We start from the raw sequence: 13,362 nt of genomic DNA on the forward strand, positions 1-13,362 counted from the left end.
GTGGATGACGTTTTCGCGTATCCAATTGAACTGGGTAAGAGAATTTTTATGAACATCGTCCTGCTTGACCCACGTCAAACTGAATCTGAACTGTGGAATATCAGTGCCAAACGCCAAATTGAGCATTTAAAAACCCATGTCGATGTACAAGTGGGCGATACCCTCAAAGTCGGGATTCGGGAAGGAAAGCGTTATTTAACCCAAATCGTCAGTATTACGGATAACGGCATTCAACTTAAACCCTTACAAGAAGAAGAAGTACCAGCAAAGCATCCGGTGACTTTAATTGTGGCAATGCCTCGTCCGAAAGTGTTGCGCCGTCTGATCATGGATGCCGTCACCTTAGGTGTAGAAAAAATCATTTTGCTGCACAGTTATCGCGTGGATAAAAGCTATTGGCAGACCCCATTTTTACAGCAGCTCGATCACTATGTGACGTTGGGTTTGGAGCAGGCAGGTGACACCATTGCGCCCAAAATTGAATTATATAAACGCTTTAAACCCTTTGTGGAGGATGTTTTACCGAGCATGATCTCCTCGGACTCTCCGGCTTATGTGGCGCATCCTTATGTCGAAGATGTGATGCCTACAGGGATTCAACATGGATGTACGATCATCATTGGACCTGAAGGTGGATTTATTCCTTATGAGGTAGATTTACTCATAAAAAACGGTTGCCAAGCAGTCAGCTTAGGCAACCGAATTATCCGGACAGAAACTGTGATTCCATACGTTTTAGGGCGATTATTTAGCTGTTGACGCTTCTGTCTCAGCTTGATCACCACGGTAAACTTTCACTTCCTGTACAGGGTACGGAATTGAAATACCATTTTGATTGAATGCTTGGATAACGTGTTCTTGCACTTCACTGATCGAGTTCGCAGTGGTGGTTTCAGTGGTATCAACCCACCAACGGACATTCAGATTGACCGAGAAATCAGCCAAAGCATTCACGTTTACGGTAAACGCAGGTTGGCTCAAAATGGTCGGGTCTTTGTCTAAAATGGCCAAAACAATGTTTTTAGCTTTTTGAATGTCATCTTCATAACCAATACCCACCACAAATTCACAACGACGACGTTGATAAGCGGTATTCACCGTTACCGCACTGGTGTAAACCGTCGCGTTTGGAATCACGATACGACGACCATCGGGAGAGCGTAGGAAGGTTGCACGAATTTGAATATCTTCAACTGTACCTTCCATTCCTGACACAATAATGTCGTCACCGATTTTGAACGGTTCACCGAGGAGAATCAAAATACCCGACAGTAAGTTCTGGAAAATATCTTTAAACGCGAAACCGATTGCAACCGAACCAATCCCCAAGGCACTCATGAGCTGACCCGGTGTGAAACCAGGGATCGCAATGACCATTGCAATCAGGAAACCGAAGAACATAATGGCTGAGCTACCGACACGGTTCAGGACCAAAACTAGATTTTGTTTTGAATAAGAACGGTCAGTGAGCGCTTTACGAACAAAGAATCTAAAGAGTTTTGACAGTAGATAGAAGATCGTAAAAACAATTAATGCGATACAAATATAAGGCAGGCGTTCCCAAAATCCATCGACAAATTTATCGATCGTTGAGTATGCGTCATTATATTTAGAGGTATGTTCCAGCACGGTTTGTGCGGTTTTTTCTGTTGCCTCTTGCAAAAGTTGAGTCGTGCCTTGAGTGACATCACTCAAGGCATTTTCTTTTTCAGCCACGAGTTTTCCAAATGTTCAGATTTTTCGCTATTTTGCCTGAAATTAGTGGCGAAAATAACCCTCATTTACAGGCTTGCGAACAGATGTATCAAAATTCAGACAGGCTCAAATTCGGTCAGTGGCTTAGAAGTATTCAGTACCTTGTTGAATGATTTCTGTAGGCGATTCAATTTCTCCGCTACCCATCATATACGAGGTGATGCTACCTGTAGCCAAGAGCGACAAGACACTGATTAAAATCATCAACCATGCCAGAATTTTTTCCCAAACTGCAGCAGGGCGTGGCGCGCCGTATTGATTTACGGTCGGTGTGCCTGAGGCCAATAATAAATACAGGATAAAGAACAGATTGATCACGGGGATAAATAATAATAGTAGCAACCAACCGGCTTTATTGAGGTCATGCAGCCGACGCACGACAAAGACACAATAAAAATAAATGTAGAGAATAATAATCGCCAAATAGGCGAGGCCAGATACCCCGGTGAATATGCCAACAAATTGCTCATTTAACGCCATGGTATTGATGTTGAAAATACCCACAGCAAGGCTTAAGGCGATCAAGGCAAAAAAGCTGATGATATTGAGAAAGCCATACCAACCAATCATGCTCAGTCGACCAAAACGTCCATCTGGTTTCAAGGGATTGTCCGATGTAGTGTTCGTCTGACGGGAAAAGAAAGAAGAGTCTTGGGTATTCATGCTTGGGTCAACTCAACGTGTATGGAAGAATAAAAATGCGGAATGCTGAGTAAAATTACCTTTGCATTATAGGTTCAAATGAACTGATCAGATACTGAATTGAAACATATTTTTGTTGAAATTTTGCTCAAAAATATGCTTTAAATGGGAAAGAATAATACGACCAAAGCATGATTGCTGCGATTAAAAATTAATAGTCATACTGCTGTGATGCAGAAATTATAAAAGTAGAAATGTGGCATGGCATCTCGTGATGAGATGAATCAGATCAAGGAAAATACAATATGAAAGAGATCTATCCAGTACCTGAAAGTTTTAAAAAAACCGCGCGCATCAATGAGTCGGAGTACTTTGAGCGTTATCAAAAATCGATTGAACAACCAGATGAGTTTTGGGCGGAGCAAGCGCAAAAGATCGATTGGATCAAACCGTTTACCCAAGTTAAAAATACCAATTTTAAGCAAGATGATTTCAAGATTGAGTGGTTTGCTGACGGTGAACTGAATGTCAGTGCCAACTGTCTCGATCGACATTTAAAAGAACATCCACATAAACCAGCCATTATTTGGGAAGGAGATCATCCTTCACGGCATAAAATTATTTCTTTTGAAGAACTGCATGATGAAACTTGCCGTTTTGCCAATGTGTTGAAAAAACATGGTGTGGGCAAAGGTGACCGTGTGGTGTTGTATATGCCAATGGTGCCAGAAGCGGCAATTGCGATGTTGGCCTGTACCCGAATTGGTGCGGTACACTGCGTAGTTTTTGGCGGTTTCTCACCAGACTCATTGGCAAGTCGTATTGATGATAGTCAGGCGAAAGTCGTGATTACTGCGGATTGTGGGATGCGTGGTGGTAAGCCCATTCCACTCAAAGAAAATGTCGATCTTGCACTCGACATCGAAGGCACATCTTCGGTTCAAAATGTCATTGTGGTGCACCGTACAGGTAATCCGATCGAAATGAAAGCGGATCGTGATTTGTGGTATCACATGGAAATCATGTCGGTTAATGATATCTGCCCACCTGAACCCATGAATGCCGAAGACCCGCTGTTTATTTTATATACATCAGGTTCAACTGGAAAACCGAAAGGCGTATTGCACACCACGGGTGGCTATTTGACCTATGTGAATTGTACTTTCCGTGAGGTTTTTGACTTAAAACAAGATGATGTGTTTTGGTGTACCGCAGATGTCGGATGGATCACTGGGCATTCATATGTATTGTATGGCCCATTGTCGAATGGTACTACGACCGTGATGTTTGAAGGTGTACCACAATATCCAAGTTGGGCTCGGACCGGACATATTGTAGATAAACATAACGTCACTATTTTATATACGGCACCGACTGCAATTCGCGCCATGATGCGAGAAGGGGATGCCTTTGTCCGAGAAAGTGACCGCAGTAGTCTGCGTTTACTAGGTTCGGTGGGTGAACCCATTAACCCAGAGGCATGGAATTGGTACTACACCGTGGTAGGTGAAAGCCGCTGCCCAGTGGTGGATACATGGTGGCAAACAGAGACGGGTGGTTTCATGATTACGCCATTGCCGGGAGCAACCGATTTAAAACCGGGTTCGGCGACGCGTCCATTCTTTGGTGTACAACCTGCGATTGTCGATGCTGAAGGCAATGAGCTTGAAGGTGCCGTAGAAGGCAATTTGGTGATTAAGGATTCTTGGCCGGGACAAATGCGAACCATTTGGGGTGATCCTGAGCGCTTTATTGAAGCCTATTTCTCCACTTATCCGGGGACGTATTTTACAGGTGATGGCGCACGTCGTGACGAGTCTGGCTATTATTGGATTACGGGTCGTGTGGATGACGTCTTGAACGTTTCAGGGCATCGATTGGGAACGGCTGAAATTGAAAGTGCGCTGGTTGCACATGATGCTGTGGCAGAGTCTGCTGTGGTGGGTATGCCACATGATATTAAAGGGCAAGGGATTTGCGCCTTTGTGACCTTACAAGCAGGGACAGCAGAGACGGATGAGTTACGTCAGGAACTGGTGGCTTGGGTACGCAAAGTCCTTGGACCAGTGGCAACGCCAGATGCATTGCATTGGGCGCCGACCTTACCGAAAACCCGTTCTGGTAAAATCATGCGCCGTATTTTAAGAAAAATTGCGGCCAATGAGTTGGACTCTTTAGGTGATACCTCGACCTTGGCAGAACCTCAAGTGGTTGAACATTTGATTGCTACGGTTTATCCGAAGTCATAAGAACAATTTGAGCGTGAGTGATCACGTTCTGATGAAAGTTCACTATGGCTTATATGAAGGATTATTAAAGCAATAATGAACGTCCTTTCTCCTATAAAAGTTGATTAGGATGAAGGGACGTTCATGATGGATTTTATCCATCCTAAATACGACGTATAAAATGATCAAATTATAAGTCGCCTGAATCTTGGTGACTTAGATTTCATGAGATATAGATTTTACAGATATAGACTGCAGGCATTGAGATAAGCTGAATGCCTCTACTTTGTTAAGCTAAAACGGTAACAGAATAATCAGACAGATATATGAACGCTTCAATTCCATTGACTCAAGATCCGATCGACATTGCCAAAAAACTGGCGGCAGAATTTGCCACGACGGCTGCTCAGCGTGATAAGCAGGGGGGAAATCCCAAAGCTGAACGTGATTTGATTCGTCAAAGTGGTTTGCTTGCACTTTCCATTGGAAAACAATACGGTGGACAGGGGGCAGATTGGCTGACGATTTTTAAAACCATTCAAACCATTGCTCAAGTGGATAGCTCATTGGCGCATGTTTATGGTTTCCATCATTTATTGATTGCAACGGTACAGTTGTTCGCGCAGCCAGAGCAATATGGCCCGTGGTTTGAACAGACTGCACGTGAGCATTTATTTTGGGGCAACACCTTAAACCCTTTGGACCGTCGTACGACAGTGACGCAACTGTCTGAACATGAATATGTGTTTCATGGCGATAAAAGTTTTTGTTCGGGTTCCATGGATTCTGACATTTTGCTGTGTTCTGGGTTCAATGATGACGGAAAATTATTGATCGGGGTGATTCCTACAGCACGTGAAGGCGTCAGTTTTCTCGGCGATTGGGACAATATGGGACAACGTCAAACCGACAGTGGAAGCAGTCATTTTGAACAGGTAAAAATTTCCAAAGATGAATTACTACTGAACCCGGGGCCTTTGAGTACGCCGTATTCCAGCTTGCGTCCATTGATTGCACAGTTGATCTTTGTGCATTTGTTTTTAGGGGTGGCAGAAGGAGCTTTTGAAACAGCAAAACAGACGGTTCAAAACCAAAAGGCGTGGTCAAAATCATTGGCTGAAAATGCAGTGAATGACCCATTTATTCAAAAGCATTTTGCTGAGTTTTATGTGCAATTAGAAAGTGTACGTTTATTGGCAGATAAAGCGGTTCAGCGTTTGCAAGGGGCTTGGGAGATTGGTGAAGCTTTGACGGCGGAACAACGTGGAGAAGTCTCTATTGCGATTGCAACAGCCAAAATTGCGGCCACCAATAGTTCGCTGTACATTACGCAAAATATTTTCCAAGTGATGGGCGCACGTGCCACGACGGCCAAACTGAATTTAGACCGCTTCTGGCGCAATGTGCGTACCCAGACCCTGCACGATCCGATTGATTATAAATATCAGGAAGTTGGTGAATGGGTGCTCACAGCCAAAGTGCCAGATCCAAGTTTTTATTCTTAAACGTATATTGCAAATGAGCCAATAAAAAGCCTCCGAAAGGGAGGCTTTTTGCAATGTGCTGTCAGTCGATTTAACGCTGATGAATACTTTCTAAGGTATCGACTAAGGTTCGCGTTGTTTGATCAATTTCATAATTCACGGCATCACCGACTTGGACATCTTTCCATGTAGTGAGGCGCAGTGTTTCAGGAATGAGATCGATTGAAATTTCACTATTGGCACGATCAACACGGTTCACAGTCAAACTGCAACCATTGAGTCCAATAAAACCTTTGAGAAAGAAATATTTAATATTGCCTGCCGGAATGTGAATATCGAGATGAAAGGTTTTCCCACGATGTTCTAAGTTTTTGATCGTGGCTGTGCCTTCGATATGTCCATATAGATTGTGACCACCATTTTCTGCGCCAACTTTGGCTGAGCGTTCGACATTGACCTCATCACCGGCCTTGAGAGCTTTTAGCGTGGTGAGTTGATTGGTCAAATCTGAGACATCAAAATGTACTTGGTTGGCTGCCAAATCAATATGTGTGGCCGTTAAACACACGCCATTAATCGCCACACTTGCCCCGATAAAGACATCATGAAAAAAATTCTGATGATTTGAAATCACCAAGGTTGTGAAGCCATTGCCTTGACGAATGTCTAAGACTTTTTCTAAACCTTGCACGATGCCTGTATACATGTGAGCGTCTCTAAAATGATTTGCGTTTTCTGTATTGTAGGGACAAAACGACCGATCGGCTATGCCTTAGAGTGACCATTTCAGTACAGCGTTTTGATCCCTAGCAGTTCGATCTTGGCAGTCTCTACAATGCTCGGAATGTTTCAATTGCCGCTAGGCGAGACTGCTTTAAATCGACAATCGGCTGAGGGTAGTTCAATTCTAGTTGAGGATTTTTGGCAAAGGGTTGGTGAATTTGTTTGGCATCCAAATCTGCGAGTTCAGGTAGCCATTGACGTAAATAATCCCCGTTCGGATCAAATTTCTGAGATTGGCTGATCGGGTTAAAAATCCGAAAATAAGGTACAGCATCTGTACCCGTCGAGGCGCACCATTGCCAACCGCCATTATTGGCCGCTAAGTCGCCATCGACAAGGTGCTGCATAAACCATTGCTCCCCCAACCGCCAATCGATCAGTAGATTCTTACTGAGGAACATGGCACAAATCATCCGCACCCGATTATGCATCCAACCCGTAGCCAGTAGTTGACGCATCCCTGCATCGACAATTGGAATGCCTGTCTGACCTTGCTGCCATGTAGCCAAGTCTTGTGGTGCATGGCGCCATTTTATTTTTAAGGTTTTGGTTTGAAACGGCTGGTGCTGAGATACCTGCGGGTAGTCAAATAAAATGTGTTGGTAAAATTCACGCCAAAGTAGCTCATCGAGCCACGTTTGTTGCCCTCTGTGGTCGATCTGGAAATAGCCACCTTGTTCACGAAACAGGGCTTGCAGACATTGGCGAATAGACAAGATGCCCAAGTTGAGATACATGCCAATTCGACTGGTAGCATTGAGCGCTGGATAGTCCCGATCATCAGCATAACGACTCAGATGTTGTTCTATAAATTCATCTAAGCACTGCTGTGCATGATTTTCCCCAATCGGCCAAAGCTCGATTTGAGCTGCTAACAGCCCTGCGGGATAAAAAGGACGAAGATCGAATTCGGTTTGCCACAGCGGATGCGAGGCGAGAGCCGCTTGGGCTTCAATAGCGGGATAACAAGTAGGCAGACTGATGCTTAATTTTTCGTAGCAATTTTTCTTAAATGCACCGAAAACTTGATAAGGATGTCCAGATTGATTGCGAATACTGCCAACAGGAAACAGGGTGCGGTCATGGTACAGCTCAACAGAGATGTGCTGCTGTTCTAATAACTGTTGTACTTCGCGATCTCGTTTAAGTTCATTCACACCATGTTCAATATGTGCATGAACAGTGTGTATATTGAGCTGAGTACATAGGGTTAATAGCTCATTGGCGATGTCTGACCAATGGGGAATATGCTGAATAATCAGTGGAATATTTAGTTCAGCCAATTGCTGTCGCAAAAGTTCCAGTTGGGCAAGATAGCGATGGATTTTAATGGGGGCATCGTCATGCCTTGCCCATTGTTCAGGAGAAAGCGCAATAAAGGCAATCGTTGGACCAGACTGTGTCGCCTGCCACAGTGCGCTATGGTCATGTCGTCTTAAATCTTGTCGAAACCAAACCAGTTGCATGTTTATTGCCTCGTTTTTGTTGGAAATATCACCAGAATTACGGGGGTATCTATTGGTAATGAAATTATCTAAAAAATCGATTTCTATAAAAAACCATATAATATCTATCGTTTAACTTAACCGATTGCGCACAATTCTGTCAGCTTAAGCGTACAAGCAACGAAGTTTTTGACGCTAGGCGCACTTTTAAATTTTACCTAAGATGAACTCATACAGGAACAGGACGTTCCGGAACATAAAACAATAACAAAGTGTTCACCATCAGGACTGTGAAGCAAGACAGGAGTCATGCTTAAGTATCCATATAGAAAAAGCCCGACAGGATGTCGGGCTTTTTCTTTGTCTACAGGTCAGCTCATTTTCTAGAATCAGAGCATGTCTTTAAATGGTACTCGAGATAAAAAATCCCCTAAGCCGAGCCTTAGGGGAGGAAAGTGAAGTGAGCCGGTTGTGATTATTATGCTGATTACATGAGCTGTGACTGCATCAACAATTATGCTGATTTAGCCTGCACAACTTGCTGCTGTTGAGCTTCCAGTTCACGAACCAGTGGCAACACTTTTTCGCCAAAGTATTCCACTTCTTCAATGAAGTGGAGAAAACCTGAGAGAACCAAATCGACGCCTACACTTTTGAGTTCCACAATGCGTTCTGCAATTTGTTGTGGCGTGCCAATCAGATTGGTTTTAAAGCCGTCGTTATATTGAACCAAATCTTCAAAAGTAGATTTTGCCCAGTTTCCTTCGCCTTCTTTGGTGGATGCACCTGCTTCACGAGTTGCATCGCCAAAGGCATTGACCGCTTCGGTATTGGCATTGTCGATAATCGCTTGAAGCACCGCTTGGGCTTCTTCCCCCGTATCTCGGGCAATAATGAAGGCATTCACCCCGATTTTGACCTGATGGTTGTTGGCTTTGGCTTTTTCACGAATATCATCGATTTGCTTTTTCAACTCAGCAGGGCTATTGCCGTTGGTGAAGTACCAATCGGAAACACGGGATGCCATGTCACGTGCTGCACGTGAACTGCCACCTTGAAAGATCTCGATATGCGGTTTTTGCACCGGTTTTGGAGATAGGGTGTAGTCTTTAAATTGATAGTATTTACCATCAAAACTAAAGTTATCCTGCGTCCACACGCCTTTTAAGCTACGAATGAATTCTTCAGAGCGCGCATAGCGTTGATCATGCTCGGGCCATTCTTCACCAATCGCATCAAACTCACCACGGAACCAACCACTCACGACATTAATCGCGATACGGCCATTGGTAAGATGATCGATGGTCGCCAATTGTTTCGCAGCCAGAGCTGGTTTCCAAGGGCCGGGTAAAATCGCTGCAATGACTTTGAGCTTTTCGGTTTTGGCCAAAATACCATGACTGAAACTAACCGATTCATGTTGATTTTCCGCGTTATAGCCTGCGGTAAAACGAATTTGAGTCAGCGCATAATCAAAGCCACTTTTTTCTGCAGCTTGTGCCAAACGCACGTTATAGTCATAGCTCCAATCGGTACGCTGTTCAATATTACTGACCACCAAACCACCACTGACGTTTGGTACCCAATACGCAAATGTAATGTTTTTTTCTTGTACTGACATTTTGCAAACCCTCGGGATCGAATTGTTATGCTGTGGTGTTTAGGCCACTTGCGTTTTTGGCTTTTTACTATGCAGTCGAGCTTCAGCGGCATCCAAACTTGGAACAGCTGCAGAAGGAAGGACTTCTTCTTGCTCGATTTGCTTATTAATGCCCAAGTTTTGGTTGGCTTGTTGAGACTTGGCTTTCACCACTTCAGCACGCTGACCTTTGGCTGGAGCCCATTCCAAAATCGGCAGAGCACGTGCTACAGCTAAAGTAATGCGGTCACGGAGTAATTCACTATGAATGGTGTATTCAGGGGTGAAATCACGATCTGTTGCATAGACCCCAATCGGCAATGTTTGCGCTTGGAAGAAACTGAACAATGGACGCAGTTGATGTTCAAGCACTAAAGCATGGCGTTCAGAACCACCCGAAGCTGCAAGCAAGACAGGTACATCGACCAATGCAGTTTGTTCGACAAAGTCAAAGAAGTGTTTAAATAGACCTGTAAATGAAGCACGGTAAACTGGCGTTCCAACAATCAGTGCATCAGCAGCTTCAACGGCAGCAAGGTCATCTTGTACACGTTGTGGCAATTGGTTACGGTAAATCGCGCCACCTAATAAATTGCCAATTTCACTAAACTTAATAAAATGCACATTGATTGGAGTCGCATCACCGAGCTCATCAACAATGGCTTGTACCAAAGCTTCAGTTTTAGATGGATTGTTTAGACCACCTGACACAGCAACAATATTCAGGGGTTTTTGTAGATTAACTTGAGACATTTTTTAAACCTAAAAGTGTGGTTTCTCGGAATGCCTTTTATTAATCCCGATGCGTGGATCACTGTAAAATAACGAAAATCAGAAAAGTTATCTGATTTTTAGATATGTTGGAAAAACCTCAAGATTCGTGAAATTTCAAATTTTAAACTGTTGATATTTCAACATATAATGCTTAGATATAAGCATTTTTACTGTGTTGATAAAATTTATATGAAAATATGATTAGATTTAAAGATTTATAGAAAATGCGAAAAAAGACGCATTTTAGGTGAAAATCTACATTTTAAATGCAAAAAAATAAGTTCTTGCATATCCTTCACATAGCATGTGTGGTTAGAATAGGGTCATTGTGCACAAGATCTCTCACGTTGCTTATGAATATTTTAATCGTTGATGATCACCCGCTGTTTCGTCATGCTTTAATTCAGGCGGTTCGTTATAGTTTGCCTCAGGCGCAAATTCATGAGACTGCAGCAGTCAATGAATGCTATGAACGTCTTGAAAATGGCCCTGAGCCTGATCTTGTGTTATTGGATCTAAACTTGCCAGGCGCTTCAGGCTTTTCTGCCTTGGTGCATATTCGCGCACAATATCCATCGATTCCTATCATTGTGGTCTCTGCGCATGAAGAAGCGTCGATTATCCAACGTGCGATTGCACATGGCGCGATGGGCTATATTCCAAAATCTGCACATCCGAGCCACATTGGTGAAGCGATTCGTCAAGTCTTAGAAGGCGAGATTTGGTTACCACCAAATTTACCTGCCAACATGAACTTTGACCCACGTGCTGCAGATGAAACAGCATTGGCAGAACGTATTCAGTCTTTAACACCGCAACAATTCCGTGTGTTAATGATGGTGGCGGAAGGTTTGTTGAATAAGCAAATTGCCTATGAGTTAGATGTATCTGAAGCAACTATTAAAGCGCATGTAACGGCGATTTTCCGTAAGTTAGGCGTACAAAACCGAACTCAAGCTGTATTGGCAATTAATGCATTGAATATTGAAGAAAAGAAAATCTAAGGATTTTTTCCAAAAAAAAGACCTCCATCGTGGAGGTCTTTTTTTATGCTGTTTAAGCGATAGAACAATGCGAATTAAACCAATAACTGATATTACGCACCTAAAAGTAATTTCGCATTTTTAAAATGATTTTTAAGTCAGTTCGACGGAGTCTTACATCTAGGGATTAAATAAAGGGATCAGCCTTCGGCTGGAGGTACTTTTGTTTCGGCAAAAGTACCCAAAACCATTGTCATCCGCAAAACTCGTTCACTTGCGCCAAATTATTCAAAGTATCGCAAAAACATTTGTGATTAGAAGTTGTCCTGTCTCAAACACTTGCGGATGACGTTACCGCGTATCGTTCTTTTATTTGAATCAAATTGTGCTTCTGATGTTACTGCGTAACATCAGTTAATACCTTATATAAACAACTTCAACAATAACTTAAGCAATATAGTCTTGCTTAGGCGTCAGATCGGTACAGTACAAAGGGTTGAGCGCACATTGTAATTCATCAATTTGTTCATCGGACACATAGCCGCGCGCTTTGAGATAATCCGCGACACGGTCATCACGTAAACTCAGGAAAGCCGCATCATAAACACCCAAATCCACAAATAGGGCTGCAGTTTCTAAGCTGTTAAAACGATCCAGATAAACATCATTGTCATACATCAGGAAGATATGGTCTTGCTTGGAGTTGGCATCGACATTCAAACGTTGTGCCAATTCAAATGGCGCTGTTTTAATAAATAGTAAATCAGATAATTCATCAAACTGTGTTTTATCCAGCTGGTTTTTGTCGGTTTTGACTTTACCGAGCCACGCTTTAAACACCAAAACCGCACCACCACGCAGTAGCATGCTCCAAATCTGATGACGGGTGTCCAAACCCAAGCCATTGGATTCTGCTTCTAAATTTTGCAGCAGTAGGTCTTCTTGCTCTGCCAGTCGATCGAATAAGCCAAGGCCTTGAGGTTTGTAGGCATTCGGCGCAAAGACATCAAAATTCAGTTCATCAAACACTTGTAACGCGAGAGGAACGGCACTGCGATAGAGCGTTTCCAGCGCTTCGACTTGCACATCACTTAATTTGCTGAACTTAAATAGCTGACGCCAATCGATCTCTGGCAAAATAGCATTGGCACCATACTGACGATGAAACTGTAGATTTTGATCAAAACCATGCGGCATTGTTTCTGAAATATTCACAAGATCACTCCTAATATGCGGGGGAGATCAGCTTCTCAAGTGTTGAGTTATGACGCTTCTTGAATTGGCTTGAAACTGATCAACTTCTTATGAATATTTTTAAAACGAACGGCCGCAGCTAAATATACGACTAAAGTTTTAGTTTTTATTTTTGGTTATAAAAATATGATTTAAATCAAATAGATTTTTAATTGTAACTAAGTGTACAAGTGTTCACTCACGCATTCGATATCTTTTGCCATAGGCAATGTTAATTTGATATTTATGGCTAATAAATAGACGAAATATCGGGGCTATTTTGAATGGTCTTGCCGTTGAGACAAATTTTTTTGCCAGTTAGGTAAGTTTAAGTAAAAGCAAGGTAAACAAAAGCCCATTTCATGTGAATGAAATGGGCTACTTTTCACAGAGCGA

Annotated in this window: 11 protein-coding genes; 4 read left to right on the forward strand and 7 right to left on the reverse strand. The window is 42.9% G+C overall.

Annotated features, from left to right (window positions below):
• Positions 1-48 precede the first annotated feature (48 nt).
• Positions 49-759, forward strand: coding sequence for a 16S rRNA (uracil(1498)-N(3))-methyltransferase (locus FTT88_RS05205; RefSeq protein WP_180105516.1), 711 nt, complete (start codon positions 49-51; stop codon positions 757-759).
• Here FTT88_RS05205 and FTT88_RS05210 read toward each other — a convergent pair.
• A complete protein-coding gene (locus tag FTT88_RS05210; RefSeq protein ID WP_078193200.1) occupies positions 745-1,716 on the reverse strand; it encodes a mechanosensitive ion channel family protein in 972 nt (323 codons plus the stop codon). The two genes, FTT88_RS05205 and FTT88_RS05210, sit on opposite strands and share 15 nt — an antisense overlap.
• Before the next feature lie 123 nt (positions 1,717-1,839).
• Positions 1,840-2,418 (reverse strand): DUF805 domain-containing protein, encoded by a 579-nt coding sequence (locus tag FTT88_RS05215; RefSeq protein WP_168379414.1) that lies wholly within the window; start codon positions 2,416-2,418, stop codon positions 1,840-1,842.
• A 284-nt stretch (positions 2,419-2,702) separates the two neighbouring features.
• Here FTT88_RS05215 and acs point away from each other — a divergent pair, with 284 nt between their 5' ends.
• On the forward strand, positions 2,703-4,646 hold the full coding sequence (gene acs / locus FTT88_RS05220) for an acetate--CoA ligase (RefSeq protein WP_180173728.1): 1,944 nt from the start codon (positions 2,703-2,705) through the stop codon (positions 4,644-4,646).
• Positions 4,647-4,951: 305 nt separating this feature from the next.
• On the forward strand, positions 4,952-6,130 hold the full coding sequence (locus tag FTT88_RS05225; RefSeq protein ID WP_180173729.1) for an acyl-CoA dehydrogenase family protein: 1,179 nt from the start codon (positions 4,952-4,954) through the stop codon (positions 6,128-6,130).
• Between the two features lie 70 nt (positions 6,131-6,200).
• On the opposite strand, the gene FTT88_RS05230 is transcribed toward FTT88_RS05225, so the two are convergent.
• From FTT88_RS05230 to msuE, 4 genes are all read right to left on the reverse strand, one after another.
• Complete coding sequence (locus tag FTT88_RS05230; protein ID WP_180002709.1) at positions 6,201-6,815, reverse strand: riboflavin synthase subunit alpha; 615 nt, start codon at positions 6,813-6,815, stop codon at positions 6,201-6,203.
• Positions 6,816-6,939: 124 nt separating this feature from the next.
• A complete protein-coding gene (locus FTT88_RS05235) occupies positions 6,940-8,358 on the reverse strand; it encodes a deoxyribodipyrimidine photo-lyase (RefSeq protein ID WP_180173730.1) in 1,419 nt (472 codons plus the stop codon).
• A 493-nt stretch (positions 8,359-8,851) separates the two neighbouring features.
• Entirely contained in the window at positions 8,852-9,958 is a 1,107-nt protein-coding gene (gene sfnG / locus FTT88_RS05240; protein WP_180002713.1) for a dimethylsulfone monooxygenase SfnG, read from the reverse strand.
• A 39-nt stretch (positions 9,959-9,997) separates the two neighbouring features.
• A complete protein-coding gene (gene msuE / locus FTT88_RS05245; RefSeq protein ID WP_078190544.1) occupies positions 9,998-10,729 on the reverse strand; it encodes an FMN reductase in 732 nt (243 codons plus the stop codon).
• 374 nt (positions 10,730-11,103) lie between these two features.
• Here msuE and FTT88_RS05250 point away from each other — a divergent pair, with 374 nt between their 5' ends.
• Positions 11,104-11,754, forward strand: coding sequence for a response regulator transcription factor (locus FTT88_RS05250; RefSeq protein WP_078190543.1), 651 nt, complete (start codon positions 11,104-11,106; stop codon positions 11,752-11,754).
• Between the two features lie 426 nt (positions 11,755-12,180).
• Here FTT88_RS05250 and FTT88_RS05255 read toward each other — a convergent pair whose 3' ends face one another.
• The gene (locus tag FTT88_RS05255) at positions 12,181-12,930 is read right to left on the reverse strand and encodes a hypothetical protein (protein ID WP_171525947.1); all 750 of its coding nucleotides are present in this window, start codon (positions 12,928-12,930) and stop codon (positions 12,181-12,183) included.
• Between the last annotated feature and the right edge of the window lie 432 nt (positions 12,931-13,362).

Origin of the sequence: Acinetobacter sp. YH01024, from assembly GCF_013420195.1 — a bacterium.
Classification (GTDB): domain Bacteria; phylum Pseudomonadota; class Gammaproteobacteria; order Pseudomonadales; family Moraxellaceae; genus Acinetobacter; species Acinetobacter amyesii.

Excerpts from the sequence above, each read along its gene's own strand:
- FTT88_RS05215 (WP_168379414.1), bottom strand. The coding sequence starts at position 2,418 with ATGAATACCCAAGACTCTTCTTTCTTTTCCCGTCAGACGAACACTACA.
- FTT88_RS05205 (WP_180105516.1), top strand. The coding sequence starts at position 49 with ATGAACATCGTCCTGCTTGACCCACGTCAAACTGAATCTGAACTGTGG.
- FTT88_RS05235 (WP_180173730.1), bottom strand. The coding sequence starts at position 8,358 with ATGCAACTGGTTTGGTTTCGACAAGATTTAAGACGACATGACCATAGC.
- msuE (WP_078190544.1), bottom strand. The coding sequence starts at position 10,729 with ATGTCTCAAGTTAATCTACAAAAACCCCTGAATATTGTTGCTGTGTCA.
- FTT88_RS05255 (WP_171525947.1), bottom strand. The coding sequence starts at position 12,930 with ATGCCGCATGGTTTTGATCAAAATCTACAGTTTCATCGTCAGTATGGT.
- sfnG (WP_180002713.1), bottom strand. The coding sequence starts at position 9,958 with ATGTCAGTACAAGAAAAAAACATTACATTTGCGTATTGGGTACCAAAC.
- FTT88_RS05250 (WP_078190543.1), top strand. The coding sequence starts at position 11,104 with ATGAATATTTTAATCGTTGATGATCACCCGCTGTTTCGTCATGCTTTA.
- FTT88_RS05225 (WP_180173729.1), top strand. The coding sequence starts at position 4,952 with ATGAACGCTTCAATTCCATTGACTCAAGATCCGATCGACATTGCCAAA.
- acs (WP_180173728.1), top strand. The coding sequence starts at position 2,703 with ATGAAAGAGATCTATCCAGTACCTGAAAGTTTTAAAAAAACCGCGCGC.
- FTT88_RS05230 (WP_180002709.1), bottom strand. The coding sequence starts at position 6,815 with ATGTATACAGGCATCGTGCAAGGTTTAGAAAAAGTCTTAGACATTCGT.